Source organism: Terrabacter sp. Root85, assembly GCF_001429185.1.
GTDB lineage: Bacteria > Actinomycetota > Actinomycetes > Actinomycetales > Dermatophilaceae > Terrabacter.
The window spans coordinates 763,271-789,293 of record NZ_LMIW01000008.1; the positions used below are offsets into that span (position 1 = coordinate 763,271).

General features: G+C 71.6%; 23 protein-coding genes. 9 read left to right on the top strand and 14 right to left on the bottom strand.

Annotated features, from left to right (window positions below):
* Positions 1–17: 17 nt before the first annotated feature.
* The 3 genes from ASE25_RS10030 to ASE25_RS10040 form a co-directional block, all read right to left on the bottom strand.
* A complete protein-coding gene (locus tag ASE25_RS10030) occupies positions 18–833 on the bottom strand; it encodes a peptidoglycan-binding protein (RefSeq protein WP_056825115.1) in 816 nt (271 codons plus the stop codon).
* Positions 834–1,298: 465 nt separating this feature from the next.
* Positions 1,299–2,810, bottom strand: coding sequence for an MFS transporter (locus tag ASE25_RS10035; protein WP_082622796.1), 1,512 nt, complete (start codon positions 2,808–2,810; stop codon positions 1,299–1,301).
* Entirely contained in the window at positions 2,807–3,250 is a 444-nt protein-coding gene (locus tag ASE25_RS10040) for a DUF1810 domain-containing protein (protein WP_056825117.1), read from the bottom strand. Before ASE25_RS10040 ends, ASE25_RS10035 begins: the two co-directional genes overlap by 4 nt.
* A gap of 117 nt (positions 3,251–3,367) precedes the next feature.
* Here ASE25_RS10040 and ASE25_RS10045 point away from each other — a divergent pair, with 117 nt between their 5' ends.
* The 4 genes from ASE25_RS10045 to ASE25_RS10060 all read left to right on the top strand — a co-directional run bounded on the left by ASE25_RS10045 (position 3,368) and on the right by ASE25_RS10060 (position 7,997).
* A complete protein-coding gene (locus ASE25_RS10045; protein ID WP_056825119.1) occupies positions 3,368–6,223 on the top strand; it encodes a LuxR C-terminal-related transcriptional regulator in 2,856 nt (951 codons plus the stop codon).
* 108 nt (positions 6,224–6,331) lie between these two features.
* A complete protein-coding gene (locus tag ASE25_RS10050) occupies positions 6,332–7,036 on the top strand; it encodes a hypothetical protein (protein WP_056825121.1) in 705 nt (234 codons plus the stop codon).
* A complete protein-coding gene (locus ASE25_RS10055; RefSeq protein WP_082622797.1) occupies positions 7,033–7,761 on the top strand; it encodes a DUF2306 domain-containing protein in 729 nt (242 codons plus the stop codon). The genes ASE25_RS10050 and ASE25_RS10055 overlap by 4 nt, the downstream gene beginning before the upstream one ends.
* Positions 7,758–7,997, top strand: a complete 240-nt coding sequence (locus ASE25_RS10060) for a hypothetical protein (protein WP_056773021.1) — start codon at positions 7,758–7,760, stop codon at positions 7,995–7,997. Before ASE25_RS10055 ends, ASE25_RS10060 begins: the two co-directional genes overlap by 4 nt.
* Before the next feature lie 223 nt (positions 7,998–8,220).
* On the opposite strand, the gene ASE25_RS10065 is transcribed toward ASE25_RS10060, so the two are convergent.
* Both ASE25_RS10065 and glnA read right to left on the bottom strand, forming a co-directional pair.
* Positions 8,221–9,342, bottom strand: a complete 1,122-nt coding sequence (locus ASE25_RS10065) for a glycosyltransferase family 87 protein (RefSeq protein WP_162260600.1) — start codon at positions 9,340–9,342, stop codon at positions 8,221–8,223.
* 438 nt (positions 9,343–9,780) lie between these two features.
* Positions 9,781–11,205: a type I glutamate--ammonia ligase gene (gene glnA / locus ASE25_RS10070; protein ID WP_020145414.1), complete on the bottom strand. Its 1,425-nt coding sequence runs from the start codon at positions 11,203–11,205 to the stop codon at positions 9,781–9,783.
* A 198-nt stretch (positions 11,206–11,403) separates the two neighbouring features.
* Between glnA and ASE25_RS10075 the strand changes: the two genes are divergently transcribed.
* Positions 11,404–11,886 carry an RDD family protein gene (locus ASE25_RS10075; protein WP_157623381.1) on the top strand — a complete coding sequence of 161 codons (483 nt, stop codon included), beginning with the start codon at positions 11,404–11,406 and terminating at the stop codon, positions 11,884–11,886.
* A gap of 102 nt (positions 11,887–11,988) precedes the next feature.
* Here the strand turns inward: ASE25_RS10075 and ASE25_RS10080 are convergent, their stop codons facing one another.
* The 5 genes from ASE25_RS10080 to lipB form a co-directional block, all read right to left on the bottom strand.
* The gene (locus ASE25_RS10080; protein WP_056825129.1) at positions 11,989–12,723 is read right to left on the bottom strand and encodes a DUF4191 domain-containing protein; all 735 of its coding nucleotides are present in this window, start codon (positions 12,721–12,723) and stop codon (positions 11,989–11,991) included.
* Positions 12,724–12,728: 5 nt separating this feature from the next.
* The gene (gene lipA, locus ASE25_RS10085; protein WP_056825131.1) at positions 12,729–13,754 is read right to left on the bottom strand and encodes a lipoyl synthase; all 1,026 of its coding nucleotides are present in this window, start codon (positions 13,752–13,754) and stop codon (positions 12,729–12,731) included.
* 123 nt (positions 13,755–13,877) lie between these two features.
* A complete protein-coding gene (locus ASE25_RS10090; RefSeq protein WP_056825132.1) occupies positions 13,878–14,927 on the bottom strand; it encodes an ABC transporter permease subunit in 1,050 nt (349 codons plus the stop codon).
* Positions 14,924–15,892, bottom strand: coding sequence for an ATP-binding cassette domain-containing protein (locus ASE25_RS10095; protein WP_056825134.1), 969 nt, complete (start codon positions 15,890–15,892; stop codon positions 14,924–14,926). Before ASE25_RS10095 ends, ASE25_RS10090 begins: the two co-directional genes overlap by 4 nt.
* A 144-nt stretch (positions 15,893–16,036) precedes the next feature.
* On the bottom strand, positions 16,037–16,696 hold the full coding sequence (gene lipB / locus ASE25_RS10100) for a lipoyl(octanoyl) transferase LipB (RefSeq protein ID WP_056781223.1): 660 nt from the start codon (positions 16,694–16,696) through the stop codon (positions 16,037–16,039).
* 36 nt (positions 16,697–16,732) lie between these two features.
* Between lipB and ASE25_RS10105 the strand changes: the two genes are divergently transcribed.
* A complete protein-coding gene (locus tag ASE25_RS10105) occupies positions 16,733–17,800 on the top strand; it encodes a Gfo/Idh/MocA family oxidoreductase (protein ID WP_056825136.1) in 1,068 nt (355 codons plus the stop codon).
* Positions 17,801–17,924: 124 nt separating this feature from the next.
* The gene (locus ASE25_RS10110) at positions 17,925–19,415 is read left to right on the top strand and encodes a serine/threonine-protein kinase (protein WP_056825141.1); all 1,491 of its coding nucleotides are present in this window, start codon (positions 17,925–17,927) and stop codon (positions 19,413–19,415) included.
* On the opposite strand, the gene ASE25_RS10115 is transcribed toward ASE25_RS10110, so the two are convergent.
* From ASE25_RS10115 to lpdA, 3 genes are read right to left on the bottom strand one after another with little or no spacing between them, the layout of a single operon-like run.
* Positions 19,393–20,301, bottom strand: coding sequence for a TIGR01777 family oxidoreductase (locus ASE25_RS10115; RefSeq protein ID WP_056825143.1), 909 nt, complete (start codon positions 20,299–20,301; stop codon positions 19,393–19,395). The two genes, ASE25_RS10110 and ASE25_RS10115, sit on opposite strands and share 23 nt — an antisense overlap.
* A gap of 24 nt (positions 20,302–20,325) precedes the next feature.
* A complete protein-coding gene (gene sucB, locus ASE25_RS10120; RefSeq protein ID WP_056825145.1) occupies positions 20,326–22,167 on the bottom strand; it encodes a 2-oxoglutarate dehydrogenase, E2 component, dihydrolipoamide succinyltransferase in 1,842 nt (613 codons plus the stop codon).
* Positions 22,168–22,198: 31 nt separating this feature from the next.
* Positions 22,199–23,578, bottom strand: coding sequence for a dihydrolipoyl dehydrogenase (gene lpdA / locus ASE25_RS10125; protein WP_056825727.1), 1,380 nt, complete (start codon positions 23,576–23,578; stop codon positions 22,199–22,201).
* 201 nt (positions 23,579–23,779) lie between these two features.
* Here lpdA and ASE25_RS10130 point away from each other — a divergent pair, with 201 nt between their 5' ends.
* Together ASE25_RS10130 and ASE25_RS10135 are read left to right on the top strand one after the other, a co-directional pair.
* Positions 23,780–24,127: a hypothetical protein gene (locus ASE25_RS10130; RefSeq protein WP_056781210.1), complete on the top strand. Its 348-nt coding sequence runs from the start codon at positions 23,780–23,782 to the stop codon at positions 24,125–24,127.
* Between the two features lie 133 nt (positions 24,128–24,260).
* The gene (locus ASE25_RS10135; RefSeq protein ID WP_020145427.1) at positions 24,261–24,449 is read left to right on the top strand and encodes a DUF5302 domain-containing protein; all 189 of its coding nucleotides are present in this window, start codon (positions 24,261–24,263) and stop codon (positions 24,447–24,449) included.
* A gap of 63 nt (positions 24,450–24,512) precedes the next feature.
* Here ASE25_RS10135 and ASE25_RS10140 read toward each other — a convergent pair whose 3' ends face one another.
* Entirely contained in the window at positions 24,513–25,982 is a 1,470-nt protein-coding gene (locus tag ASE25_RS10140) for a leucyl aminopeptidase (protein ID WP_056825729.1), read from the bottom strand.
* Positions 25,983–26,023: the final 41 nt, after the last annotated feature.

The window sequence follows — 26,023 nt, forward strand, 5'->3', positions numbered from 1 at the left end:
AAACGCGGGCCATCGCGTCAGCGCATGCCGTTGGCGGCGAGCAGGGCCCGCCACGTCGACGGGTAGGCGATGCCCGTGGCCCCGAGTCCGTGCGTGGTCTGCCACGTCTTGAGGCGGCTCGTCGTCACGGAGGCGAAGGTGCCGGTCGCCGGTGACACGCCGATGGCGTTCTGCAGCGTGGTCACGGCAGGTCCCGACATGCCGGGACGCAGGACCATGCCCGAGCGCGGGACGAGCTGTCTGAGCAGGGTGCTCGCTCCGACCGGAGCCTTGACGACGGGGTAGCTGGTGCAGCGCTTCGGGTTGGGGGCTGCCTGCCCCTCCGACCAGTTGAGGTCGGCAGGGCGGCAGGGGCCCCAGTCGACCGGGGCGACCGTCTTGGTCCAGAAGGAGGTCCGACCGTTCGCGCCCTCCCACGAGAGGCTGAGGTGGATGTGGTTGCGGTGACAGGCGGTGTCGTACGCCGAGGAGGGCGTGTCGGCGCAGGTGCTGTACGGGCGCCATCCCTCCGCCGGGCGGTACGAGCTCCACATCTTGTCGTTCCAGATGATGTACATGACGCCCAGGCGTCGCGCGTTGGCGTAGCGGTTGCCGGCCTTGTCGTAGGCGAGCAGCCACGTCAGCACGGCACTGGCCTCGGCGCGCTCGGTGGCGTTGCGCACGTTGAAAAAGGTGTCGATGGCGCGTCCGTCGAAGTGTTCCGAGGAGGGCGTCGTCGCCGACGTGCAGGTGCGCGAGAGGCCGTACGTGTTGCCGTAGGTCGCCTGGATCAGCTTGGCGAGCTTCGCGGAGCCGGTCCGGGTGCGCAGGTCGCAGCCGGTCGGGGGGGACATAGGGCGACAGGCCCTCGATCGCGACCGGGAGGCCGGTCGGGGTCGGGGGCACCGCGACGGCGCCGCCGCCGGCCGTGGCCGACGGGGCCACGGTGGACACGATGGCGAGCGACGCGACGGCTGCCATGAGCAGACCGAGCGCTCGCAGGCGTCGAGGAAGAACGGGGTGTTTCATGGTGGGTCTCCGAGACGGGGATCGGTGGGATCCACCCGGGCCGAGGCAGGGTGGCAGGTCGCGAGGGGTGTGGGGTTGTGATCCCGTGCGCGTGGAGAGAGGCCGTCAGGGAACCTGCGAACGCGGGTGTCACAATTTAACCCATTTGTCCCATTACTACCGAGTCAACGCGAAAAGTCGCTGACGCGACACGCCGCGCCGGTCACGAGACGTACGCCCGTCTTGCGATAAGGAACGCCGGTCGAGGTCGCCGGCGCGGGTCGGACGGGGCCGGAGACCGAGGGCGGGTTCTATCGTCCGGTGTGGGTCTCCGTGCGTGCGCGTCGCCGGCGCCCACGCAGGTCGAGGGCGCTGGCGAGCAGCGCGACTGCGACGAGAGCGGCAGCGACGCGCAGGGCGGTCGACGCGTCGAGCGCGCCGCCGGCAGCGGCGTCCGCGTAGAAGACGGCCCCGATGAGGGCGATCCCGGCCGCGGTGCCGATGCGCTGGCCGGTCTGGAGGAGCCCTCCTGCGGTGCCGGCTCGCTCGATTGGGACCCGGGCGACCGTGAGCGTGATGTTGGGGGAGATGACCAGACCGCTGCCGAGGCCCGCGACGAGCAGGGGGCCGGCGAGCCACCAGCCGAGCGAGGTGTCGTGGACTGCGCTGGTGACGACGTCCACCGCGACGAGACCCACGAGCACCACGGTGAGCCCAACGGTCACGAGCGAGCGCCCGAAGCGGCTGACGAGGCGCCCGCCGATCGCGGACGTCACGGCCGACCCGGCGGCGAAGGGGGTGACGGCCAGCCCCGCGAGCAGGGGCGAGTAACCCAGCTGCTGCTGGAAGAAGATCGTCAGCACGAAGAAGATGCCGGTGAAGCCACCGAAGTAGATGGTGCCGACCGCTGCACCAGAGGCATAGCCGGGCACGTGGAAGAGGTCCAGGTCGACGAGAGGGCTCCGGCCGCGCCGGGTGTACGTGCGCTCCCACCAGAGGAAGGCGACGAGGAGGGCCGCGCCGACGAGGGCCACCCACCACGGGACGCCCGCGCCGCCACGCCCCGTCTCGACGACGGGCAGCAGGACGCCGAGCACGCCGGCGCCGAGCAGCACGACGCCGACCGGGTCGGCGTCGACATGCCGCTGGGGATCGCGAGGCGGGGGATCGGGCAGCCAGCGCATGGCGAGCACCACCGCTGCCACGGCGATCGGCAGGTTGACGAAGAAGATCCACCGCCAGCCGCTCTGCTCGCCCAGACCGTCGAGGATGACCCCGCCGACGACGGGACCCACGGCCGTCGAGATGCCGATGGTCGCGCCGAGCAGGCCGAACGCCCGGCCACGCTCGTCGCCCCGGAACAGCTGCTGGATCAGGCCCGAGACCTGCGGGTTGAGGATGCCGCCGGCCGCACCCTGGACCAGCCTGGCGACGATGAGCAGGGTGCTGTTCGGGGCGATCCCGCAGGCGAGGCTCGCGAGCCCGAAGAGGACGACGCCGACGACGAACACGGTGCGCCGGCCGAGGACGTCACCGAGGCGTCCTGCGGGGACGAGCGTCAGGCCGAACGCGAGGGCGTAGCCCGAGACGACCCACTGCAGGTCGCTGGGCGTGGCGTGCACCCCGGTCTGGATCGAGGGGAGGGCGACGTTGACGATGCTGACGTCGAGGAGGGTCATGAAGCCGGCCACGAGGCACACCCACAGGGACTTCCAGCGCCGCGGGTCGGGCTCGGTGGCGGGTGCGCGCCCACTGGCCCCGGGTACCGGCTCACGGCCGGTCTCGTGCGTGGCGACGCGGGCCTCGACGTGGTCGTCGTTCACGAGCCGAGGATCCCCGTCGTCGCGTCGTCGCGGCGGCCTTCGAGGAAGTGATCGAGCACGCGAGCGAAGGGCGCGGCGTCCTCCGGGTCGCGGGCCGCCAGCTCGAAGAGGGTCATCGACGAGCGCAGCTTCGTCGCGTCGACAGGACCCAGGACGCGCACGGGGTCGTCGGTGTCGAGGGCATCGAGCGCGTCCGCGCACTCGCGCAGCCGAGGTCCGAGGATCGGGTGGCGCAGGTAGGCGCGCGCCTCGCGAAGACCCGACACGGCATACGTCCGGGCGGTCTCGCTCCTGCCGAGCCCGCTGACCTGGGGAAGGACGAACCACATCCAGTGACCGCGTTTGGTGCCGGCCCGCAGCTCGGTCAGGGCGCTGGCGTAGGTGCCGCCCGCATCCTGGGCGCGGACGAAGCGCTCGAGGTCGGGAGAGTCGTCGGTCATGTACTGGGTCGTACCCGTGAGGCCCACCCGAGACGACACCCTGTCCAGGGTCTGACCGCGACGCGTACGCCCGGCGCGGGCTCCGTGTCGCCCGGCCCGCGCGCCTAGGGTGGTGACATGCCGGTGCTGGGCACGAAGCTGCACGTCCCGAGGGCCCGTCGGCCCCTCGTTCCGCGCCGACGCCTGACCGACCAGCTCGACATGCCCGGGGCATCACTCCCCAGGCTCGTGCTCGTATGTGCCCCAGCCGGATTCGGCAAGACCACCCTCATGGCCCAGTGGCTCGCCCAGCAGGACGCCGATGGTCCGGACGGGTCTGGGGGTGGCTTCGCCGGGAGGGTCGCCTGGCTCTCCCTCGACGGCGGCGACGACGACCCGTTCCGGTTCCTGGCCCACCTCGGCGCGGCTCTCGATGCCGCGTCGTCCGGCGACGTGACCTCCACACCGTCGGCGCCGGAGGATCCGGGCCCTGTCGGGACGGACGACGAGCCGCTGCTCGAGATCGTCGCCGCCCTGTCCGACACCGCCCGGACCGTGATCGTGCTCGACGACTACCACGTCATCACCGACCCGGACGTGCACGCTCTGGTGACGTCGCTCGTCGACCGGCTGCCGCACCGGGCCACCCTGGCTATCACCACGCGCGCCGACCCTCCACTGCGGCTGTCGCGGCTGCGCGCCCGCGGCGAAGTCCTCGAGCTGCGTGCGGCTGACCTCCGCTTCACGCCCGACGAGGCGCAGGACTTCTTCCATGACGTCATGGGGCTCGACCTCGAGCGACGGCACGTCACCCTGCTCGAGGCGCGGACCGAGGGATGGGCGGCCGGCCTGCAGCTCGCGGCCCTCTCGGCCCGGGGACGCACCGACCCCGACGACATCGACGCCTTCGTCGACGCCTTCAGCGGCAGCCACCGGCTGGTCCTCGACTACCTCGTCGAGGAGGTGCTGGCCGGCCTGCCCGACGACCTGCGTTCCTTCCTGCTCGACACGGCAGTCCTCGACGCCCTCACCGCGCCGTTGTGTGATGCGCTGACGGGGCGTGAGGACGGCCAGCGCTCGCTCGAGCTGCTCGAACGCGGGAACGTCTTCGTCGTGCCGCTCGACGACCACCGGCAGTGGTACCGCTACCACCACCTTTTCGCCGACACCCTGCGTGCTGGCCTCGTCACCGAGCGACCCGGCGAGACCGCAGGGCAGCACCGGACGGCCAGCAGGTGGTACGCCGGCCAGGGGCTCGTGGCCGACGCCATCCGGCACGCGATCGCAGGCGGCGACGCCGAGCAGGCCGCGGAGCTGCTGGAGCTGGCGCTGCCGGACCTGCGCCGGCGTCGCCAGGACCGGACCCTGCTGCAATGGCTCACGGCGCTGCCCGACGACGTCGTCGGTCGTCGACCCCTGCTCGCGACCGCACGGGCGTGGTCGCGGCTGTCCGTCGGTGACCTCGACGGCGTCGAGGCCTGGCTCGATGCTGCCGAGGCCGGCCAAGCCGGCCAGACCGGTGGCCACGGGCGGGAACCGATCCCGGCCTCAGCCCTCGCCGAGGCCGAGCGGGCCCGCGACGAGGAGCGCAGGAGCGTACCGGCGACGATCGAGATCTACCGGGCCTCGGTCGCCCAGGCCCGCGGCGACGTCGCGGGCACGGTCGCGCACGCGCGGCGGGCGCTCGAGCTGGCGGGCGATCGCGACCACCTCGCCCGAGCCGGAGCCTTCGGCTTCCTCGGCCTTGCGGCGTGGGCGGCCGGCGACGTCGTCACCGCCGTCGACACCTTCAGCGAGGCGCGGCGCAGCCTCGCTGCGGCTGGAGCGCTGGCCGACGAGCTCGGCGCCGTCGTCGTGCTCGGCGCCATGTGGGTGGCGAGAGGTCGTCCTGACGAGGCGCGTCGGCTCTACGAGGACGCGCTCGAGACCGCGGCGCGACACCTCGGTCGGCTGCCGGCGACGGTGGGTGACGTGCACGTGGGCCTGGCCGAGGTGCTTCGCGAGCACGGTGAGCTCGACGCGGCACAGCACCACCTCGAGGTCGCGCGTGACCTCGGCGAGAGGGCATCCCTGCCCGAGAACCGGCACCGCTGGTTCACGACGATGGCCGGTCTGCTCCGGGCGCGCGGGGACCTCGACGGCGCGGTGGCGATGCTGCAGCAGGCCGAACCGCTCTACGTGGCCGGCTTCTTCCCCGACGTGCGTCCCATCGCCGCCGAGATCGCGCGGCTCCGGGTCGCCCAGGGCCGACTGCCGGAGGCCGAGAGCTGGGTCCGTGCCTGCGGCGTCACCTGCATGGACGAGCCCTCCTACCTCGCGGAGTTCGACCAGCTCACGCTCGCCCGACTGCTCGTCGCTCAGGCCCGCGCCGCCCAGCCGAGCCCGGGCTCGGCCGGCGAACCCGACCCGAGGCGGGGTGCGGGCGGGAGTGCTGTCGATGTGGCGACGCGCGTGCTCGCCGCGGGCGAGCTGGCACGACGCGACGGCACGGTCGTCGAGGCGCTGCTCGTCCGTGCGCTCGCCCACCACGTGTCCGGTGACCTCGACCTCGCCGTGAGGGACCTCGACCGCGCCGTGAGTCGTGGTGTCCCTGCCGGCTACGTCCGGCTCTTCCTCGACGAAGGCTCGGCGCTGAAGGAGCTGCTCCGGTCCACCCAGGCTGCTGGGGTCGATGCGTCGCCCGCGCTGCTCGACCTGGTCCACCCGGCCGCGTCGGCGGCCGACAGTGACACGAATGCTCCCGCGGAGCAGGACTCCGGCCTCCGACCGGGCCTCCATCCGGGCCTCCATCCGGGCCTCCACTCGGGCCTCAGCAGCCGCGAGCTCGAGGTGCTGCGCCTGCTCGCCACCGATCTCAGCGGCCCCGAGATCGCGGCGCGACTGTTCGTCTCGGTCAACACGCTGCGCACGCACACCAAGCACATCTTCACCAAGCTCGACGTCTCCACGCGCCGAGCGGCGGTCTCCCGGGCGCACGCGTCCGGCCTGCTCTAGGTCACCACCTCGGTCACCCGATCAGGTGATGTGGGCTCACCCTCGGCGTCCCTAGCGTCGTGGACATCGCCGGACACGCCGTCCAGCCCCAGTCACCGGGAGCCCGACATGACCATCACGACCACCAGCCTCACCCGTGCCGCCGGCGGTGCCGCCGCGGTCGCCGGACTCCTCTTCATCGGGGTCCAGGTCAACCACCCAGCCATGGACGTGTCCTCCGTCGGGAGCACCGAGTGGGTCCTGCGCAACACCGCAAAGGTGGTCCTCAGCGCCCTCGCGCTCGGCGGCGTCACCGGGATGTACCTGCGCCAGGTGCGGCAGACGGGCTGGCTCGGCCTCGTCGGCTGGGTCCTCTCAGCGGTCGGCTTCCTCGTCATGGGCAGCGTCGCGTTCGTGGCGGCATACGTCCTGCCGACCCTGGCGGACACGGCGCCCCGCTACGTCGACGATGTGCTCGTCGCCGCGAGCGGAGGGCACCCCGTCGGCGACATCGGGCTCATGCAGGGCGTGTTCCTCGTCTCGGCCGTCGCGTACGTCGGCGGAGGGGTCACCCTCGGCGTCGCCCTGTTCCGGGCACGGGTCCTGGCTCGCTGGGCGGCCGCCCTGCTCGCCGTCGGCTGCGGCGCCACCGTGCTGCTGTCCGTCCTGCCCCACTCGTTCGAGCGGCCGATGGCCGTCCCGACCGGGGTCGCCCTCATCGGCCTCGGAGTCTCCTTGTGGCGCAACGCGAACCAGACATCCACCGCCACCACGTCTGCCGACGCGAGCTCGTCCGACGCAGCCGTGCCCGCCGTTGCCAGCGCCGTCCGATGACCGACGACGTGGTGGGCCGGCGCCGGATCGCCCGGCGCCGGCCCGGCCGGCGGGCGAGGTCCGCCGGCTGGGGCGGTCCGGTGGCGATGATCGCCCTGTCGGCCGTCCCGCTCGCGGCCGGCGCCCTGCGGCTGGCCCAGGTCGGCGGCGTCGCCCAGGTCGTGCCGGCGGACCGCCGCTTCGCCGACGCGCCGGCCCCGCTCGTCCTGCACATCGTGGGGGCCGCCGTCTACGCCGTCGTCGGGGCCCTCCAGCTCGTGCCCGGCCTCCGGCGCCGGCACCCCGCCTGGCACCGCCGCGCCGGTCGCGTCGTCACCGGCGTGGGCGTGCTCGTGGCCGGGTCGGCGTTGTGGATGACCCTGCTGTATGCCGCGAAGCCGGGCACGGGCGCCCTGCTGTACATCCTCAGGCTGGCCTTCGGGTCGGCCATGGTCGCGTGCCTGGTCCTCGGGATCACGGCCATCCGCCGCGGCGACGTGCCGCATCACCGGGCTTGGATGATCCGCGCATACGCCATCGCGCTCGCCGCCGGGACGCAGATGTTCACCGAGGGCATCGGCGGCGCCCTGTTCGGCACCGGTGGGGTGAAGGGCGACCTCGCCAAGGCCGCCGGATGGGTCATCAACCTCGCCGTGGCCGAGTGGGTCATCCGCCGCTCGGCGCCCGCCCCGACCGCCCGGCGGGGCCGACGCCCGTCCGTCGCGGCCACGGGTCTGTCGTCGTGACCGACCGGACCGTCGTCTACGAGATCCGGGTCGAGGGGCACCTCGACGGCCATTGGTCGGCGTGGCTCGGCGGCCTGACGATCACCCGCCACGACGACGGTACGACGACCCTCTGCGGTCCTGTCGTCGACCACTCCCGGCTGCACGCCGTCCTGGCCCGACTGGGCGACCTCGACGTCACCCTGCTGTCCCTGTGCGCCCTGGGTCACGAGCCGGGGAGCATCGACCGCCGGTGAGGCGGGCGACCTGAGCACCGGATACGCGAAACGCGGGTCCCCGTAGGGACCCGCGTTCCGAGGGTGGGTCCCCCAGGGGGATCGGCCGTGCTGCCGTGAAGACTCAGATGTCGACGTACATCTCGAGCTCGTGCGGGCGGAAGCGCATCGGGTCCACCTCGTTCTTGCGCTTGTGCTCGACCCAAGCCTCGATGAGGTCCTCGTGAAGACGTCGCCCTCGCCGTCAGGCGGCCGGGCGTTCGTTCTTCGCGTGTTTTGCCACCTGCGCATCAGGACCGCCGCGATGCATGAACCAGGCTGCGACCACGACCGATACGCACAGAGCGGTGATGTCGGTCAGCATGATCGCGAGGAACTTCCAACGGTCGTCGACACCGAGCGGGGCGAGCAGCCACGGCATCGCCCAGCGCAGCATCATCACCAAGAACGCTGCGACTGCTGGAGCGTTTCCCCTGGTCCGCAAGGCGGACGCAAACCACACCCAGATCAACGGCAGGAAGAGGACTCGGTACTGGTCGTGCGAAACCGGGAGCAGGAGCACCGCACCCATCACGATGTGCCAGAGGGAGAGCGCGGACTCAGCAGGTCTGCGGAGGACGAGGACGAGGGCAGCAATCACGAGCGCGGCGAGCGCGACGTCGGTCGCTCGCGCGAGGTCGGTCGACACGACGATCGGGATGAAGTTGCCCCGGTCGGTGAACAGTTCAGTCCCCACGCCCCACGCGGACCAGACGATGAACTTCTGGTCGCTCATGGCGTGGGTGCGCTCGATCCACCGCACGACCTCACCGGGGCCGGTGACGAGCGCCACCAGCAGGGCACAACCGGTGAGCAGCCCGAGGTAGCCAAGCAGCGATTTGGCTCGGCCTCTGGCGCCGGCACGCAGGAGCCACATCACGAAGACCACGGGCCAGGTCTTGACGAGCGCCGCCAACGCCAACACGGCTCCGGACAGTCCCGGTCGTCCGCGTCGGTAGAGGAGCAATGCGACAGCCGTCACGGCGAGGACAATCGTGTCCGTCTGGCCGAGAGCGAGCTCGACCCCGAGGCCCGAGTCCCCGAGGGCAGTCAGGACGCCGACCAGCGCCACCAGCGGACGCTCCCACGGCGACAGGGTCGGAGCCAGCGCCCAGACGGTCGCTGCCACGGCGACGAGACAGGCGGCGATGCCCAGGACAGTCCACCAGGCGAAGGCGTCCGGAGACCATGCGAGAGGGCGGAGGAACCACGCGACGAGAGGCGAGTAGACGTAGAAGGGGCCTTCATAGACGCTGCCCCCAGACACGGAGTCCCGTGCCGCGTCAAGAAAGTAGCCCAGATCCGTCCCGACGACGGTGAGGTCCACGGCGCGGAAGCGAACGACGGAGAGCGAGATGGTGACGAGAGAGACCAGTACCCACATCGCGGAGACGAGCTGCCTTGCTGGCATCGACGGGCGGGGGAGGGGGCGAGGCACCGTTGTCCTGCCGAAGCCCCCGACCATGGCGTCCTCTCGATGCAGGTGCGGCCGGGCTGGCCCCGTCGAAGCAGTCGTAGGGGACGTGAGCCCAGCCTGTGCTGTCGCATCAGCACGTTCAAGCGCGATCCTATGGGCTTGCTGGGCGTCGGCGCCCAGCTGAGCCCAGCTGAGCCTTGATGAGCCTCGAGTCGGCCACCACCACCGGAGGACTCGGGCACCGTGGCGGGATCGGAGGCCCGTCCCACGACACGCGGAGAGGCCTCCGCGACTGCCACGTCGGGCACCACGAAGGCCTCTCCACACACGTCGGACGTGTGAGGTCACTCAGATGTCGAAGTACATCTCGAACTCGTGCGGGTGCGGACGGAAGCGGATCGGGTCCACCTCGTTCTTGCGCTTGTACTCGACCCAGGCCTCGATGAGGTCCTGCGTGAACACGTCGCCCTCGAGGAGGTAGTCGTGGTCGGCCTCGAGCGCGTCGAGCACCTCGGGGAGCGAGCCGGGCACCTGCTGGATCGCGGCGTGCTCCTCGGGCGGCAGCTCGTAGAGGTCCTTGTCGACCGGCTCCGGCGGCTCGATGCGGTTCTTGATGCCGTCGAGACCGGCCATGAGCTGGGCGGCGAAGCAGAGGTACGGGTTCGCCGACGGGTCGGGAACGCGGAACTCGATGCGCTTGGCCTTCGGCGACGTGCCTGTGATCGGGATGCGGACACACGCCGAGCGGTTGCGGGCGGAGTAGACGAGGTTGACCGGGGCCTCGTAGCCGGGGACCAGGCGGTGGTAGGAGTTCACCGTCGGGTTCGTGAAGGCGAGCAGCGACGGGGCGTGCTTGAGCAGACCGCCGATGTACCAGCGCGCGAGGTCGGACAGACCGCCGTAGCCACGCTCGTCGTAGAAGAGGGGCTCGCCGTCCTTCCAGAGCGACTGGTGCGTGTGCATGCCAGAGCCGTTGTCACCGAAGAGCGGCTTCGGCATGAAGGTCGCGGTGTGGCCCTGCTTCCACGCGGAGTTCTTGACGACGTACTTGAACTTCATGAGGTCGTCGCCGGAGTGGAGCAGCGTGTTGAAGCGGTAGTTGATCTCCATCTGGCCCGCGGTGCCGACCTCGTGGTGGCTGCGCTCGACGTTGAGACCGACCTCCTTGAGGTCGAGGCAGATCTTGTCGCGGAAGTCGGCGAAGTGGTCGACGGGGGAGACGGGGAAGTAGCCACCCTTGTAGCGGGTCTTGTAGCCCTTGTTGCCGCCCTCCTCGACACGACCGGTGTTCCACGCGGCCTCGATGGAGTCGAGGTAGTAGTACGACGCGTTCTGCTTGGTCTCGAAGCGGACGTCGTCGAAGATGTAGAACTCGGCCTCGGCACCGAAGTAGGCGGTGTCGGCGATGCCGGTGGACTTGAGGTACTCCTCGGCCTTGCTCGCGATGTTGCGCGGGTCGCGGCTGTAGCGCTCGTCCGTGAAGGGGTCGAGGATCGAGAAGTTCATGACCAGCGTCTTCTCGGCGCGGTACGGGTCGATGAAGGCCGTGGCGGGGTCGGGCACGAGCTTCATGTCTGACTCGTGGATCGCCTGGAAGCCGCGGATCGAGGACCCGTCGAACATCTGACCAACGGTGAAGAAGTCCTCGTCGACCGACTCAGCCGGCACGTTGAAGTGCTGCATGACACCGGGCAGATCGCAGAACCGAATGTCGACGAACTTGACGTCCTCGTCCTTGATGAACGTGAGGACCTCGTCAGCTGAGCTGAACATCCAACCTCCTGATGTGGGGCGAGGTCGTCGCCCGGTCCTGGGCTCCGCGGAGCGGCAGGGATCGAGGGACGGCCTCGTGCTGTCGGTGTCGACACTATCGACTGCCGATTTCTCGGCAATGACCCTCATGTTTCACGGGTGTTACGGATGGACAGGCCCGGGCAAAGAGCCCGAGCCGCGTCTCGTTACGCTGGACCCGTGGTGGACCGCAAGGATTTCGGCTCGTGGCTCGAGGGCCCGCGCGCGCGTACGAACGCCGAGGGGCAGTACCGGGGTCGCGACCTCGGCCTGCCGCCGAGCGGACCCGGCTCGGTGGCCGGCTTCGGCATCCGGTTCGCGGGCGTGCTCGTCGACTGGACCATCGCCTCCTTGATCGCCCGGGGCCTCTTCGGCGTGCCGCTGCCGTTCTCGCAGCCGCCGGCGTCCGGCGCCCAGGGGTTCGTCGTCCTCGCCGTGTTCGGCGTCATGCACCTCGTGCTGGTCGGCACGGTCGGCTTCACGATCGGTCACCGGATCATGGGCCTGCAGGTGCGCTCGCTGGTCGGCGACCGCGTCCTGCCGCTCCAGGCGATCGCCCGCACCGTCCTGCTGTGCCTCTTCCTGCCCGCCGTGGTCTGGGACCGCGACGGCCGGGGACTGCACGACAAGGTGCCCAACACCGTCATCGTCCGAACCCGCTGACGCGAGGACGCGACCCGAGACGACCGAGTATGCGGAAGGGCCGGTTCCCCGGGAACCGGCCCTTCCGCATACTGCTGGGTCATGCCGCCGTGGCGGCCGGGATCACTTGCCGCGCAGGGCCTTCCGGTCCATGCGGGCGCGCATGGGGTCGACGCCGGGCGGGAGCGGAGCGCGCAGGCCACCGAGGGCCTTGAGGCGCTTGTTGACGAGCGCCATCTCGTCCTTGGTGATCTGCGGCTTGAGGCGCTGGACCTTGCTCGCGAGCTTGGGCAGCGGCACCTCGTTCTCGCCCGAGCCGACGCGCATCGTCGTGACGGGGACACCGGGGGCGACCCGCTCGACACGCTTCTTCTCGGTGGCGAGCAGCTTCTGGACGCGGCTCGTGGGGCCCTCGCCGACGAGGACGACGCCGGGGCGGCCCAGCGCGCGGTAGACCATGGCGGCGGAGTTGATGTCGCCGGGACGCGCCACGTCGGCGGCGACGGGCTCACGGTCGGTGTACCAGCCGCGACGGATCGAGGTGAGCGCCGCGCCGGCGGCACCGGCCTGGCCCTCGATCTGGCTGTAGGCGGCCCGCTCGGCGCGACGGCTCATGATGATCGTCGCCGCGAGGACTCCGAAGAGCACCCCGAAGATGCCGAAGATCCACGGCAGCTTGACGAGGAAGCCGACGACGAGCAGCACCCCGAAGACGACGAGGAACGACAGCAGCATGAACCAGCCGATGAGCGGGTCAGCCTGCTTGGAGACCCGGTAGACGTCACGGATCTGGGACAGTCGTCCCTGCTTCTTCTCCTGGGGCGCGCTGCTCGCGTCGCCGTCCTTGTTGCGTGCCATGGTGCTCAGGATACGGCGCTCTGGGCGCGGGCCACCAACGACGCCGCCTCCTGGCGGGCGGGGGAGCCGGCGGCCTCGGCCAGGTGCGACAGGTGAGCGGGGATCTCGCGTCCCCACTTGCGCATCGCGGTGGCCCAGAGACGCCCGGCGCGGTACGACGAACGCACGAGCGGACCCGCCATGACGCCCTTGAAGCCCATCTCCTCGGCGACCTCCGACCAGTGGACGAACTCCTCGGGCTTGACCCACCGGTCGATCGGGTGGTGCAGCTTCGAGGGCCGGAGGTACTGGGTGATCGTGAGGATGTCGCAGCCGGCGTCGTGGAGGTCGCGGATGGCCTCCTCGATCTCGGTGTCGGTCTCGCCCATGCCGAGGATGAGGTTGCTCTTCGTGACGAGCTCGGCCTCACGCGCCATGCTCAGGACGGCCAGCGACTTCTCGTAGGTGAAGGCGGGACGGATCCGCCTGAAGATGCGCGGCACCGTCTCGAGGTTGTGCGCGAAGACCTCGGGCCGGGCGTCGAAGACCTGACCGACGAGCTCGGGCTTGGCGCCGAAGTCGGGCGGGAGGATCTCGACGCCGGTGTTGGGGTTGAGCAGGTGGATCTGGCGGATCGTCTCGGCGTAGAGGCCGGCGGCGCCGTCGGGCTGGTCGTCGCGGGCGACGCCGGTGACGGTCGAGTAGCGCAGGCCCATCCGGGCGACCGACTCGGCGACGCGGCGCGGCTCGTCGAGGTCGAGCGAGGTCGGGCGGCCCGTGGCGATGTCGCAGAAGTCGCAGCGGCGGGTGCAGACGTCACCCCCGATGAGGAAGGTCGCCTCCTTGTCCTCCCAGCACTCGAAGATGTTGGGACAGGCGGCTTCCTGGCACACCGTGTGCAGGCCCTCGGACTTCACCATCGAGTGCAGGGCGGTGTACTCGGGCCCCATCTTCGCGGTGGTCCTGATCCAGGACGGCTTGCGCTCGATGGGGGTCTCGGCGTTGCGCGCCTCGACGCGCAGCAGACGACGGCCGTCGGGAACGACAGACACACGGGCTCCTTGGTCGGGATTTGCTGCTCCGCACAGGTTACGCCTCCCCACGGACCGTCCAGGACCACCCTCGACGAGGGCGTATGCCGGGTGGCCGGGTCCGGGGGCAGGCGCGCCCGTGCGTCAGGTGACGTCGCGGCGCCGGAAGGCGGCGACCCCCGCGAGCACGACCGCAAGGGCGACGACGAGCAGGAAGACCCAGCCGTGCGTGTAGCTGAGCGTCCGCTCGGTGTAGTCGCACGACGAGGGCCCGCAGGACTCAGCGAGGTACGTGGTGCCCCGTTCGATGAACGCCTCGATGTTCTTCAGGACCGACCACGGCTGGAGCCGACCCTGCAGGAACGCCTGCATGACGATGCCCTCGACGACCACGGCGAAGCCGAGCACGGCCCCGATGATCGCGGCCGTGTGCCGCAGGAGCAGACCGAGCGCCGCCCCGACGACTCCGGCGCCCAGTGCCAGCGCGACGATGCGCAGGCCGAGCACTGCGAGTGGCTCCTCGAGAGCCGGCGCTGGAGGCAGCTTGAGGTCCGATCCGGGTCGGTTGACGACGGCGACCATGCGGGCACCGAGGTTGGCCAGGACCAGGCCCAGGACGGCGATGGCGACGCCGCCGGCAGCTGCCGCCGTGAGCTTGCTGGCGGCGACGCGCAGTCGACGGGGCTGGAAGGTGAGCCACAGGCCCATCGAGCCGGTGGAGAACTCGGCCCCGACGAAGCTCGCTCCGAGGAGCAGGGCCACGAAGGCGAGCAGCAGGGCGATGGTCTTGGCGATGCCCTCCGTGATCGTGTCGGCCAGGGGGAGCGCGAGGCCCATCTGCTCGAGCGTCGGGGCCTGGCCCTGCTGGTCGCACCCGAAGTCGAGCGTCGGGTCACCGCTGCGGTCGCGCTCGATGGCCTCCTGCTTGTGGCACTCCTCGACCATGCGCGGTGCCTCCTGCTGCATGATCCGGTAGCTGTCGAGCTGCTGGGCGATGCGCTCGGGCGAGCTCTCGTTGTAGGCGTTGTAGACGGTCGCGCCGATGAAGACGACGACGGCGGCCACGACCACCTTGGTCAGGCGGCGCCACCACAGACGTCGCAGCTCGACGCCGACGAGTCCGGCGAACGACGTGCCCTTCGGCCGCCGGTCGGCGCGGGGGCGGGAGTCGGGGGAGACGAGCGTGCTGCTCATGCGGCACCACCGCTCCGTCGTCCACCGGCAGCCCGGTCGGCATCGGTGCCGAGGCCCTCGTCGGCGGTGAGGGCGAGGAAGGCGGACTCGAGGTCCGGGCGCACCGGCACGAGCTCGGCGACGTAGAGGCCGTGCCCGGCGAGCGCCCGGGTGACGGCAGAAGGGTCCTCGGTCCCGACGACGAGGTAGGCGTCGTCGCGGGTCAGGGTGAAGCCGTCGGCGGTCAGCACCTCGGCGGCTCGGTCCGGGGAGGCGACTCCGACCCGCACCTGCGCGGTGCCGGCGCCCGCGCCGCCGAGGATGTCGCTGACGCGCCCCTCGGCGAGCAGCGACCCGTGCCCGATGATCGAGACCGTGTCGGCGACCTGCTCGACCTCGGCGAGGATGTGCGAGCTGACGAGCACCGTCTTGCCCTGTTCGCCGAGCGTCCGCATCGTGTCGCGCACCTCGCGGATCCCGGCGGGGTCGAGTCCGTTGGTGGGCTCGTCGAAGATGAGCAGGTCGGGGTCCTTGAGCAGCGTCGCCGCGATGGCGAGGCGCTGCTTCATGCCGAGCGAGAAGCCGGCGTACCGGTCGCGACCGCGGTCGCCGAGGTGCGTCGCCTCGAGGACCTCGTCGACGCGGTGGCGTGGGCTGCCGATCGCGCTCGCGAGCAGGGTGAGGTTCTGACGGGCGGTGAACGCCGGGAAGAACTTCGGTGACTCGACGATCGCCCCGACCCGGTCGACGACGTGCGGCAGCCGCTTGGGCACCGCCTCGCCGAAGACCTCGGCGGTGCCGGAGTCGGCGCGCACGAGGCCGAGCAGCATCCGGATCGTCGTCGTCTTGCCGGAGCCGTTCGGCCCGAGGAAGCCGTGCACGCCTCCGAGGGGCACGGCCATCGACAGGCCGGTGACGGCGACGCGTCTCGACCCTCGGCTCAGGTACGTCTTGCGTAGGTTGACAGTGCGGACGGCGACGTCCATCGATCCCCCTGGTTCGACCGGTTGGTGGTCGACACCCTAGGGGTGGGCCCGACGGACCGCGCGCGGACCCGCCGGGCACGACACGGCATACGGTCTCGGGACGGGCCGGGAAACGCCGGGACGGGCCGGTCCGGCCCGGACGGGTCAGGCGAGCGCGCGGCGGTTCGGCCGGAGAGCCGGGAGGATGTCGGCGAGGTGCTTCTCGACGTGGGGGAGCACCTCGGTGACCGGCACGTCGCGCCCGAGCTCGAACGACAGGGACGTGACCCCGGCACCGACGATGCCGCACGGGATGATCACCTCGCCCCAGGACAGGTCGGGGTTGCAGTTGAGGGCGAAGCCGTGCATGGCGACCTGGCGGCTGACCCGGATGCCGATGGCACCGATCTTGCGGCGCGGGCCGCGGTCGTCGGCGGCGATCCACGTGCCGCTCTCGCCCTCGACGCGGCCGGCCTCGACGCCGAAGTCGGCGCAGACGCGGATCATCATCTCCTCGATGTGCCGGACGTAGCCGACGACGTCGATGGGCGCGGGGAGCCGGACGATCGGGTAGCCGGTGATCTGGCCCGGACCGTGCCAGGTGATCTTGCCGCCGCGGTCGACGTCGATGACGGGCGTGCCGTCGTTGGGGCGCTCCTGCGGCTCGGTGCGCTTGCCCGCGGTGTAGACGGCGCGGTGCTCGAGAAGGTAGACGGTGTCGGGCTCCTCGCCCGCGACGACCTTCGCGTGGGTGTCGCGCTGGACCTGCCACGCCTGCTCGTAGTCGACGAAGTCGGGGTCGAGACCGAGGTGGACGAAGCGCATGCGGCCACCCTACGCCGGGCGGCATACGATGCCGGAATGCCTGCCACCGAGCCGTCCCCGTCCACCCCGCTGCGTGTCGGACTCGTCGGCTACGGCTCGGCCGGTCGGGGCATCCACGCACCCCTCATCGGGCGGGCCGGGCTCACGGTGGCAGCAGTGTCGACGTCGAACGCGACCCGTGCCGACGAGGTGCGGGCCGACCTCCCGGGCGCCGAGGTCGTCCCCGACCTCGAGACGCTCCTCGGGATCGACGGCCTCGACCTCGTCGTCCTCGCGTCACCGAGCGGCGTGCACGCCGAGCAGGCCGAGCGCGTCATCGAGGCGGGCATCCCGCTCGTCGTCGACAAGCCGCTCGCCGTGGACGCGAGCCGTGCCCTCGACGTCGTCGACCTCGCCGCCCACCACGGCGTGCCCCTCACCGTCTTCAACAACCGGCGCTTCGACCCCGAGCTGGCCGCGCTGCGCATCGTACGCGACGACCATCTCGTCGGTGACATCTGGAGGGCCGAATACCGTTGGGACCGTTGGCGTCCCGTGCCCAAGCAGCGGTGGCGCGAGCAGGTCCCCGCCGAGGAGGGCGGCGGTCTGCTGCTCGACCTGCAGACCCACCTCGTCGACCAGGCGGTGCTCCTGCACGGTGAGGTCGAGTCGGTCTATGCCGAGGTCGACTCCCGCACGACGGTCGCCGACGACGACACCTTCCTCGCGTGCCGGCACACCTCGGGTGTCGTCAGCCACGTCATGTCGAGCTCGGTCAACGGGGCTCCCGGCCCTCGCGCCCGCGTCAACGGCTCGGCGGGCTCCTTCGTCATCGGCCGCCAGGTCGACGACGTCAGCGCGTTCACCGAGTTCGAGAACGACGGGGACGCCATCGGCTGGATCGTGCGCGGTGACGAGCGTGAGCGGGGACCCGTCGTGACCGACGCCGACCAGGCGAACTTCTACCGGGCCGTCGCGGCCGCCCTCGTCTCGTCGGACCCGCAGGCGACGATGCCGGTCGACCCGCGCGATGCGGTGCACGTCCTCGCCGTCGTCGACGCCGCACGGATCAGCGCCCGGGACCGCAGGGTCGTCGACGTCGTGACGCCCGGCCAGACCCCCTGAGGGTGGGCCCGACACCGACCGCGGGTGTATGCCGGGTGACCCGGTCCGTCGTCGGGGGCGGTCCTCGTCGGGACCCTGTGGACGACGCGCCCGCGGCCCGGCGCGGCGCTGCTTGCATGGTCGGGTGACCGAGCACGAGCGAGAGAAGCGACCGGAGCAGCCGCCGGAGCGTCCCCACGTGCCGGGGCACCGTGTCGACGCCGTCATCGGGACGGGCGCGTCGGCGGTCGTGTGGTCGGGGGTCGACGCGACGGGGCGTCGGGTGGCGATCAAGGTGCCGCACCTCGTCCGCGACGAGCTCGACCGGCAGCAGTCCCTCGCCGAGCAGCAGGTGCTGCTGGCCGTGCAGCACGACCACCTCGTGCCGCTCCGGTCGGTCGTGCCGCTCCCCGACGGTCGCGAGGCGCTCGTCTTCGACCTCGTCTCCGGGGCCCAGCTGTCCGCGATGGTGGGCAGTCGCGGCCACCTGCGCGCGGGCGAGGTCGTCACCGTCCTCACTCCGGTCTGCGAGGCCGTCGCCCATCTCCACGCGGCGGGCGGGGTGCACGCCGACATCTCCCCGTCCAACGTCACCCTGACCTCCGACGGACGCCCCGTCCTGCTCGACCTCGGCGCCGTGCGCGTGCCCGGTCGCGAGACCGGTGCCGTGCACGGCACGACCGGATACATCGCTCCCGAGGTGCTCCTCGGCGCGGCGCCGGACGAGTGCTCCGACGTGTACGCCCTCGGCGCCGTCGCGTGGTTCTGCCTCACCGGCAACGGGGCGCCGGACACGATGGTGCGGCTCGACGAGGAGATCATCGTCAGCCACGTCGGTCCCGAGCTCGCCGCCGTCGTCGCGGCGGCCATCGACCCCGACCCGACTCGACGTCCGCGTGCGGCCGAGCTGGCCGGCCTCTTCTACGACGCGGTCCCGGCCGAGCCGGTCGAGGTCGTGGTCGGGGCCGACCAGGCGTCAGCACTGACCCACCGGCTCCGGGCCGAGGCCGGGCGCGAGCCGGCACCCGCAGAGCGGGACTCCCGAAGGTGGCCTCGCCGGGCCGTCACGGCGGCGCTCGTCGCGGTGCCGCTCGTGGCCGCCGCGGGGTGGGCGTGGGCGGCCCGGGACCCCGCGTCGCTGACGCCACCCTCGACCTCGTCGACGCCGACCACACCGGCGGTTCCGACGGCATCGCCGGCTCCGGGCGACAGCGCGGCGGACCGGGTGCTGCGGGACGCCGCGAGCCCCTCGGCGCGGCCGGAGGACCTGATGCAGGCCCTGAGCGACCGGCGGTCGGCCGCCCTCGTCGGGCGGGACGCGACGGCACTGGCCCGGGTCCACGCGCCCGGCTCACCGAGCCTGTCGAGCGACCGGGCCCTGGTCTCGGGGCTCGTCGGCGCCCGGGCGCGCTGGGAGGGGCTGCGGCTCGAGGTCGCCGACGCGGCCTTCGTGACGGGGTCACCGACGGAGGCGGTCGTGCGCGCCCGGGTCGACTGGACGGCATACGTCGTCGTCACCGGGGGTGGTGCACGGCTCGTGCGACCGGCGGACGCCGGTCGTCACCTCGACTTCCGGCTGATGCGCGGGTCCGAGGGATGGCGGATCAGCGCGATCAGCGCTTCACCAGCCACCTGACGGCCCCGTCGAGGTCGGGGTGCTCGAAGGTGAAGCCGGAGGCGAGCAGGGCCTCGGGCTCGACCCGCTGGCTCGCGACGACGTAGTCGGCGAACTCGCCGATGACGGCGCGCAGGGCGAAGCGGGGTGCGGGGACGAAGGCCGGGCGTGACAGCGCCGAACCGATGGCCGACGCGATCTCACCCTGTCGGGCGACCCCGGGCGCGACGAGGTTGAACGGCCCGGCGAGCTCCGGATGGTCGACGAGGTGCAGGATCGCGCGGACCTCGTCGACGAGGGTGATCCACGGCCACCACTCGCGCCCCGATCCCATCGGGCCGCCGAGGCCGAGACGTCCGAGCAGGACGACCTGCTCGAAGGCGCCGCCCTCAGGAGCCATGACGAGCCCGGTGCGGACGAAGGCGACGGGGAGACCCGCGTCGACCGCCGGCTGCGCTGCGCCCTCCCACCGCACGACGACGCCGGAGAGGAAGTCCTGTCCCGGCTCGCTCGTCTCGGGCAGGTGCTCCTCGCCCCGGTCACCGTAGTAGCCGACGGCCGACGCGTTGACGAGACGGATGGCCTCGCCGGTGCGGTCGCGGTGGGCGACCAGGGCCTGGGCCACCGTGCCGGTCGCGTCCGTGCGCGAGCGCTCGACCTCGCGCTTGTGCTCGGGGTTCCACCGTCGGTCGCCGATGCCGACGCCGGCGAGGTTGACGACCGCGTCGACCCCGTCGAGCGCCCGCTCGTCGATACGGCCACGGCTGGGGTCCCACTGGACCTCGTCCGCGGCGGAGGTGGCGTGGCGCACGAGGCGCACGACCTCGTCGCCGCGTTCGGCGAGCGCACGACGAAGCGCGCCGCCGATCAGGCCGGACGAGCCGGTGACGGCGACGCGCTTCGTCATGGGGTGCTCCTCATGCAGGCGACCTCAGGCCTCGAACTGGCCCTCTTCGAGCCTGGCCTTCATCGTGCCGAGGAACCGAGCGGCGTCGGCCCCGTCGACGATGCGGTGGTCGTAGGACAGCGCGAGGTACATCATCGAGCGGATCGCGATGGTCTCGCCGCCGTCGGCGTCCGTGACGACGACGGGCCGCTTGACGATCGCGCCGGTGCCGAGGATGGCGACCTGCGGCTGGTTGATGATCGGCGTGTCGAAGAGCGCGCCGCGGCTGCCGGTGTTGGTGATGGTGAAGGTGCCACCGGCCAGGTCGTCGGGCGTGATCTTGTTGCTGCGCGTGCGCGCGGCGACGTCGGCGATCGCCCGGGCGAGGCCGGCGATGTTGAGGTCACCGGCGTTCTTGACGACCGGGACGATGAGGCCCTTCTCGGTGTCGACGGCGATCGAGAGGTTCTCGCTGCCGTGGTAGACGACCTCGTCGCCGTCGATGCTCGCGTTGACCATCGGGTGCGCCTTGAGCGCCTCGGTGGCGGCCAGGGCGAGGAACGGCAGGAAGCTGAGCTTCGTACCCTCGCGGGCCTCGAAGTCGCTCTTGACCTTGGCGCGCAGGCGGGCCACCTTCGTGAGGTCGACCTCGACGACGGTCGTCAGCTGGGCCGAGACCTGGAGCGACTCGACCATGCGGGTCGCGATGACCTTGCGCAGCCGCGTCATCTTCTCGCGCGTGCCGCGCTTCGGCGAGACCGCCGCCGCAGCGGACGAGGCACCCGACGGAGCGGATGCCGCGGGGGCGGCGGGCGCAGCAGCCGGGGCGGGAGCCGGGGCCTTCGCGGCCTCGGCGGCGTCGAGCACGTCCTGCTTGCGGATGCGACCGCCGACGCCCGTGCCGGTGATCGACCCGAGGTCGACACCGTGCTGGTTCGCGAGCTTGCGCACGAGCGGCGTGACGTAGGCGGCGGCGTCGTCGCGCGACGGCGTGGCAGCGGACGGTGCCGGTGCGGCGGCCTCGGGGGACTGCTGGGCGGGGGCGCGCTCGGCGTCGGCTGGCTTGCCGGCAGCCTCCTGCGTCGCCTCCTCCGGCTGCTCCTGGGCCGGAGCCTTCGGTGCCTCGGCGGCGGGCTCCGGTGCCTTCTCCGGCGCGGGCTCCGGCTCCGGTGCCTTCGCGGGCTCGGGCTCGGGTGCCTTGGCGGGCTCGGCGGCCGCGGCGGGCGCGGCGGGCGCGCCACCGCCGATGACGGCGAGGTCGGCACCGACCGGCACGGTGTCGTCCTCCTGGACGAGGATCTTGGTCAGGGTGCCGGCGACCGGCGACGGGATCTCGGTGTCGACCTTGTCGGTCGAGACCTCGAGGAGCGGCTCGTCGACGGCGACCTCGTCGCCCTCGGACTTGAGCCAGCGGGTGACGGTGCCCTCGGTCACGGACTCGCCGAGCGCCGGCATGGTCACGGTCTGGCCCTCGCCACCACCGGACGACGACGCAGCAGCCTGGGGCGCCTCGGCCTGCTCGGCCTCGGGCTCGCTGGTCGCGGCCTGCGGCTCCTGCTCGGTGCTCGGGGCCTCGGGTGCCGGGGCGGCCTGCTCGGGCTCGGGGGCCTCCTCGGCGGCCGGGGCGTCGCCACCGGACGCGGGAGCCTCGCCGTCGCCGATGACGGCGAGATCGGCGCCGACGGGGACGGTGTCGTCCTCCTGGGCGAGGATCTCCTGGAGGGTGCCCGCCACGGGGGAGGGGATCTCGGTGTCGACCTTGTCGGTCGAGACCTCGAGCAGCGGCTCGTCGACCTCGACGCGGTCACCGACGTTCTTCAGCCAGCGGGTGACGGTCCCCTCGGTGACTGACTCACCCAGGGCCGGCATGGTCACGCGTTCTGACATGACGTGTTTTCTCCTCTTCCCAGTTTCTGGCTCAAGCGTGTGCGTGCAGGGGCTTACCCGCCAAGGCCAAGTGTGCCTCGCCGAGCGCCTCGTTCTGTGTGGGGTGCGCGTGGATGAGACCGGCGACGTCCTCCGGGTGCGCCTCCCAGTTGACGATGAGCTGTGCCTCGCCGATCTGCTCGCCCATCCGGGCGCCGATCATGTGGACGCCGACGACGGGTCCGTCGACCTGCCGCACGAGCTTGACGAAGCCCTGGGTGCCGAGGATCTGGGACTTGCCGTTGCCGCCGAGGTTGTACTCGTACGTCGCGACGTCACCGTGCTTCTCGCGGGCCTGGGCTTCGGTGAGGCCGACGCTCGCGATCTCGGGGTCGCAGTACGTGACGCGGGGGATGCCCATCTCGTCGATGGCGGCGGGTGCGAGTCCCGCGATCTCCTCGGCGACGAAGATGCCCTGGGCGAAGCCGCGGTGTGCGAGCTGGAGGCCGGGCACGATGTCACCGACGGCGTAGACGCCCGCGGCGCTGGTGCGCAGCCGCTCGTCGGTGGGCACGAAGCCGCGGTCGACGGTGACGCCGGCGGCTTCGTAGCCCAGGCCCTCGGTGACCGGGCCGCGCCCGACCGCGACGAGGAGCAGGTCGGCCTCGATGGTCCCGCCCGACTCGAGCGACACCGTGACGACGTCGCCCTGCTGGGTCGCGCCGGCGAAGCGCACACCGGTCTTGAAGGCGATCTTGCGCTTGCGGAAGGAGCGTTCGAGCTGCTTGCTGATGGCTTCGTCCTCGGCCGCGACGAGACGCGGAAGCGCCTCGACGATCGTCACCTCGGAGCCGAAGCTCTTGAAGACGGAGGCGAACTCGACGCCGATGACACCGCCACCGAGCACGACGACCCGGGCCGGCACGTGGTCGATGGCGAGGGCCTGCTCGCTCGTCATGATGCGGCCGCCGATCTCGAGCCCCGGGAGCGACTTCGCATAGCTTCCGGTGGCGAGCACGACGTTGCGACCGGTGATGCGGCGGTCGCCGACGACGACGGTGTGGGGCCCGTCGAGGACGCCCGACCCTTCGACGTAGTCGATCTTCGCGGCCTTCACGAGACCCTGGAGTCCCTTGTAGAGGCGGCTGATGACGCCGTCCTTGTAGGCGTTGACGCCCGACATGTCGACGGACTCGAAGGTCGTCTTCACCCCGAAGGTCGCACCCTCGCGGGCGACGTCGGCGACCTCGGCGGCGTGGAGCAGCGCCTTGGTCGGGATGCAGCCCTGGTGCAGGCACGTGCCGCCCAGACGCCCCTTCTCCACGAGTGCCACGGAGAGCCCCAGCTCTGCCGACCGCAGGGCACAGGCGTAGCCGCCGGACCCTCCACCGAGAATGACGACGTCGTAGTCGCCTGCGGCACCAGCCGGCATGTGCATGTGCTCCTTCGGGTGAATCGCCTGCTCCCGCCGTCGTGCAGCAGGAGTCCGCGGACGTTCTGGCGTACGCGTGGGTGGGCGTACGGGTGGGCGTGCAAGAGCATCTTGTCATTGATCGGATGAGACGTCACAGGCAGGTCACGCCTCCCGGCGCGCTGTGGTGGTGAGCACGGGTCGACCCCGTACAGTGCCGCCATGGGCTGGTTCTCACGACGCGGCAGCCGCAAGGGCAATCCCTTCCCCGGCCGGTCCGACGGGCCGCAGATGGAGATCGACCGGAAGGCGGTCGAGCAGCACCTGCGCGCGTTCGTCGAGTCCCGGCTCGGTGTCGAGGCCTACGTCGAGCCCGCCACGAGCGTCACCCCCACGACCATCGTGCTCATCGCGTGGGACGGCGAGTGGACGCGTCGCGCCGTGCCATCTCCCAAGGACGGCTTCGAGATCAGCCAGAAGCTCGGCGTCCCGGTCTACGACGTCAACAAGACGGGCTATCCCAACCGGATGCGCGAGTGGAGCAAGCGCCGACGTCAGGGTGACGCCTGACCCGGCGACACGGCATACGACCTCGTGGTCGGTTGCCGGGCAAAAGGGGTGGACCGGGTCCCGGTTCGCTGACAGGGTGAAAAGCGTTCAGTCCGTGCCGGATTCGGCGCCACAGCACACAGGAGGTTCTCGAATGTCGAAGCAGGATGGCGAATCCAGCGGTCCGAGCGAGGAGATGAAGGCCAAGTTCCGTGCGGCGCTCGACAAGAAGCACGCCCACGGTGGCAAGGACGTCTCCGACGACCACGACCGCACCAAGGTGCACGGTGCACACGGCCCCGCCAAGGCCCAGCAGATGTTCCGTCGCAAGTCCGGCGGCTGACCCCAGCCGCACACGCCGAGAGGCCCCGTTCCGTCACGGAACGGGGCCTCTCGCACGTACGCGTCAGACGTAGGACTCGGCGAGGCCCACGAGGGTGCGCACCCCGAAGCCGGTGCCGCCCTTGGGCCAGTAGCCCGTCGGTGCCTTGTCGTTGTAGGCCGGTCCGGCGATGTCGAGGTGGCTCCACGGGATGCCCTCGCCGACGAACTCGCCGAGGAAGATGCCGGCGGTCAGCATGCCGCCCTCGGCGCCGCCCTTGTGCGCGAGATCGGCGTTGATCGAGTCGAGGCCCGGACGCAGCTCGGTCGGCAGCGGCATCGGCCACATGGCCTCGCCGACCGTCGACGCAGCGTCGAGGACCCGGGTGCGGAAGTCGTCGTCGTTGCCCATGACGGCGGCCGTGTTGGCGAGCGCGACGACCTGCGCACCGGTGAGGGTCGCGATGTCGACGATGGCGTCGGGCTTGGTCTCCGAGGCCAGGGCGATGCAGTCACCGAGGACCATGCGGCCCTCGGCGTCGGTGTTGAGCACCTCGACGGTCGTCCCGCCGCGCATCGTCACGACGTCGCTCGGGCGCTGGGCCGTGGAGCTCGGCATGTTCTCGGCCAGGCCGAGGTAGCCGGTGACGGCGATCGGCAGACCGAGCTCGGCGATGGCGAGGACGGCACCGGCCACGGCGGCCGCTCCGGCCATGTCGCACTTCATCGTCAGCATCCCGTTGGCCGGCTTGATGCAGAGGCCGCCCGAGTCGAAGGTGATGCCCTTGCCGACGAAGGCGATGGACGCCTTGGGACGGGTCGGGGTGTAGCTGAGGACGGCGATCCGCGGCTCGTTGGCCGAGCCCTGGCCGACGCCCACGGTGCCCCCGAAGCCACCGGCTCGCAGCGCCTTCATGTCGTAGGACTTGAGCTTGACCTTGGTGCCCTTGACGCGGTCGGCGAGCGAGTCGACGAAGGTCTCCGGGTAGAGCAGGTTCGGCGGGAGGTTGACGAGGTCGCGCGTGTAGGCGACGGCCTCGCCGAGCGCGGCGGCGCGCTTGACCGCGCGACGCGAGGCGGCGTCGGCCGGGCCGACGAGGGCGACCGCGTCGACGGCATCGGTGCTGCGCGTGCCCGCCTTGGACACGGCATACGCCCCGAGGGCCACGCCCTCGGCGACGGCGGAGACGATCTCGACGGACGTGCCGGGCACGACGACCGCGACCTTCTTCTTGCGGCTCAGGCTGCGGATCGCGCCACCGAAGCCCTTGCGGACGTCCTCGAGGGCGGACGCGTCGCCGGACAGCTCGCCGACACCGGCGAGCACGACGAGCTTGGCGGCGACCTCCGGCACGGCCGCGAGGGTCGTGACCTCTCCGACCTTGCCGGCGAGCTCGAGGTCGGTGACGACGGACTTGAGGTGGGCGACGGTCTTGCGGGGGAGTCCGTGGCCGGGGGCCAGAGCGGCACCGCCGTCACCGGGGACGAGCGCGACGACGAGCGCGTCGCCGGCCGTGTCGGCGGCCGAGCGGTTCGAGATGGTCAGGTTGGCCACGAAGGACTCCTTTGTCGAGGTGCTGACGGGCGCACGGTCGG

What these genes read in the sequence shown, in the direction of transcription:
- ASE25_RS10030 (WP_056825115.1), bottom strand. Translation starts at nt 833, where the DNA reads ATGTCCCCCCCGACCGGCTGCGACCTGCGCACCCGGACCGGCTCCGCG.
- ASE25_RS10040 (WP_056825117.1), bottom strand. Translation starts at nt 3,250, where the DNA reads ATGACCGACGACTCTCCCGACCTCGAGCGCTTCGTCCGCGCCCAGGAT.
- ASE25_RS10045 (WP_056825119.1), top strand. Translation starts at nt 3,368, where the DNA reads ATGCCGGTGCTGGGCACGAAGCTGCACGTCCCGAGGGCCCGTCGGCCC.
- ASE25_RS10050 (WP_056825121.1), top strand. Translation starts at nt 6,332, where the DNA reads ATGACCATCACGACCACCAGCCTCACCCGTGCCGCCGGCGGTGCCGCC.
- ASE25_RS10055 (WP_082622797.1), top strand. Translation starts at nt 7,033, where the DNA reads ATGACCGACGACGTGGTGGGCCGGCGCCGGATCGCCCGGCGCCGGCCC.
- glnA (WP_020145414.1), bottom strand. Translation starts at nt 11,205, where the DNA reads ATGTTCAGCTCAGCTGACGAGGTCCTCACGTTCATCAAGGACGAGGAC.
- ASE25_RS10080 (WP_056825129.1), bottom strand. Translation starts at nt 12,723, where the DNA reads ATGGCACGCAACAAGGACGGCGACGCGAGCAGCGCGCCCCAGGAGAAG.
- ASE25_RS10090 (WP_056825132.1), bottom strand. Translation starts at nt 14,927, where the DNA reads ATGAGCAGCACGCTCGTCTCCCCCGACTCCCGCCCCCGCGCCGACCGG.
- ASE25_RS10095 (WP_056825134.1), bottom strand. Translation starts at nt 15,892, where the DNA reads ATGGACGTCGCCGTCCGCACTGTCAACCTACGCAAGACGTACCTGAGC.
- lipB (WP_056781223.1), bottom strand. Translation starts at nt 16,696, where the DNA reads ATGCGCTTCGTCCACCTCGGTCTCGACCCCGACTTCGTCGACTACGAG.
- ASE25_RS10105 (WP_056825136.1), top strand. Translation starts at nt 16,733, where the DNA reads ATGCCTGCCACCGAGCCGTCCCCGTCCACCCCGCTGCGTGTCGGACTC.
- ASE25_RS10115 (WP_056825143.1), bottom strand. Translation starts at nt 20,301, where the DNA reads ATGACGAAGCGCGTCGCCGTCACCGGCTCGTCCGGCCTGATCGGCGGC.
- sucB (WP_056825145.1), bottom strand. Translation starts at nt 22,167, where the DNA reads ATGTCAGAACGCGTGACCATGCCGGCCCTGGGTGAGTCAGTCACCGAG.
- lpdA (WP_056825727.1), bottom strand. Translation starts at nt 23,578, where the DNA reads ATGCCGGCTGGTGCCGCAGGCGACTACGACGTCGTCATTCTCGGTGGA.
- ASE25_RS10130 (WP_056781210.1), top strand. Translation starts at nt 23,780, where the DNA reads ATGGGCTGGTTCTCACGACGCGGCAGCCGCAAGGGCAATCCCTTCCCC.
- ASE25_RS10135 (WP_020145427.1), top strand. Translation starts at nt 24,261, where the DNA reads ATGTCGAAGCAGGATGGCGAATCCAGCGGTCCGAGCGAGGAGATGAAG.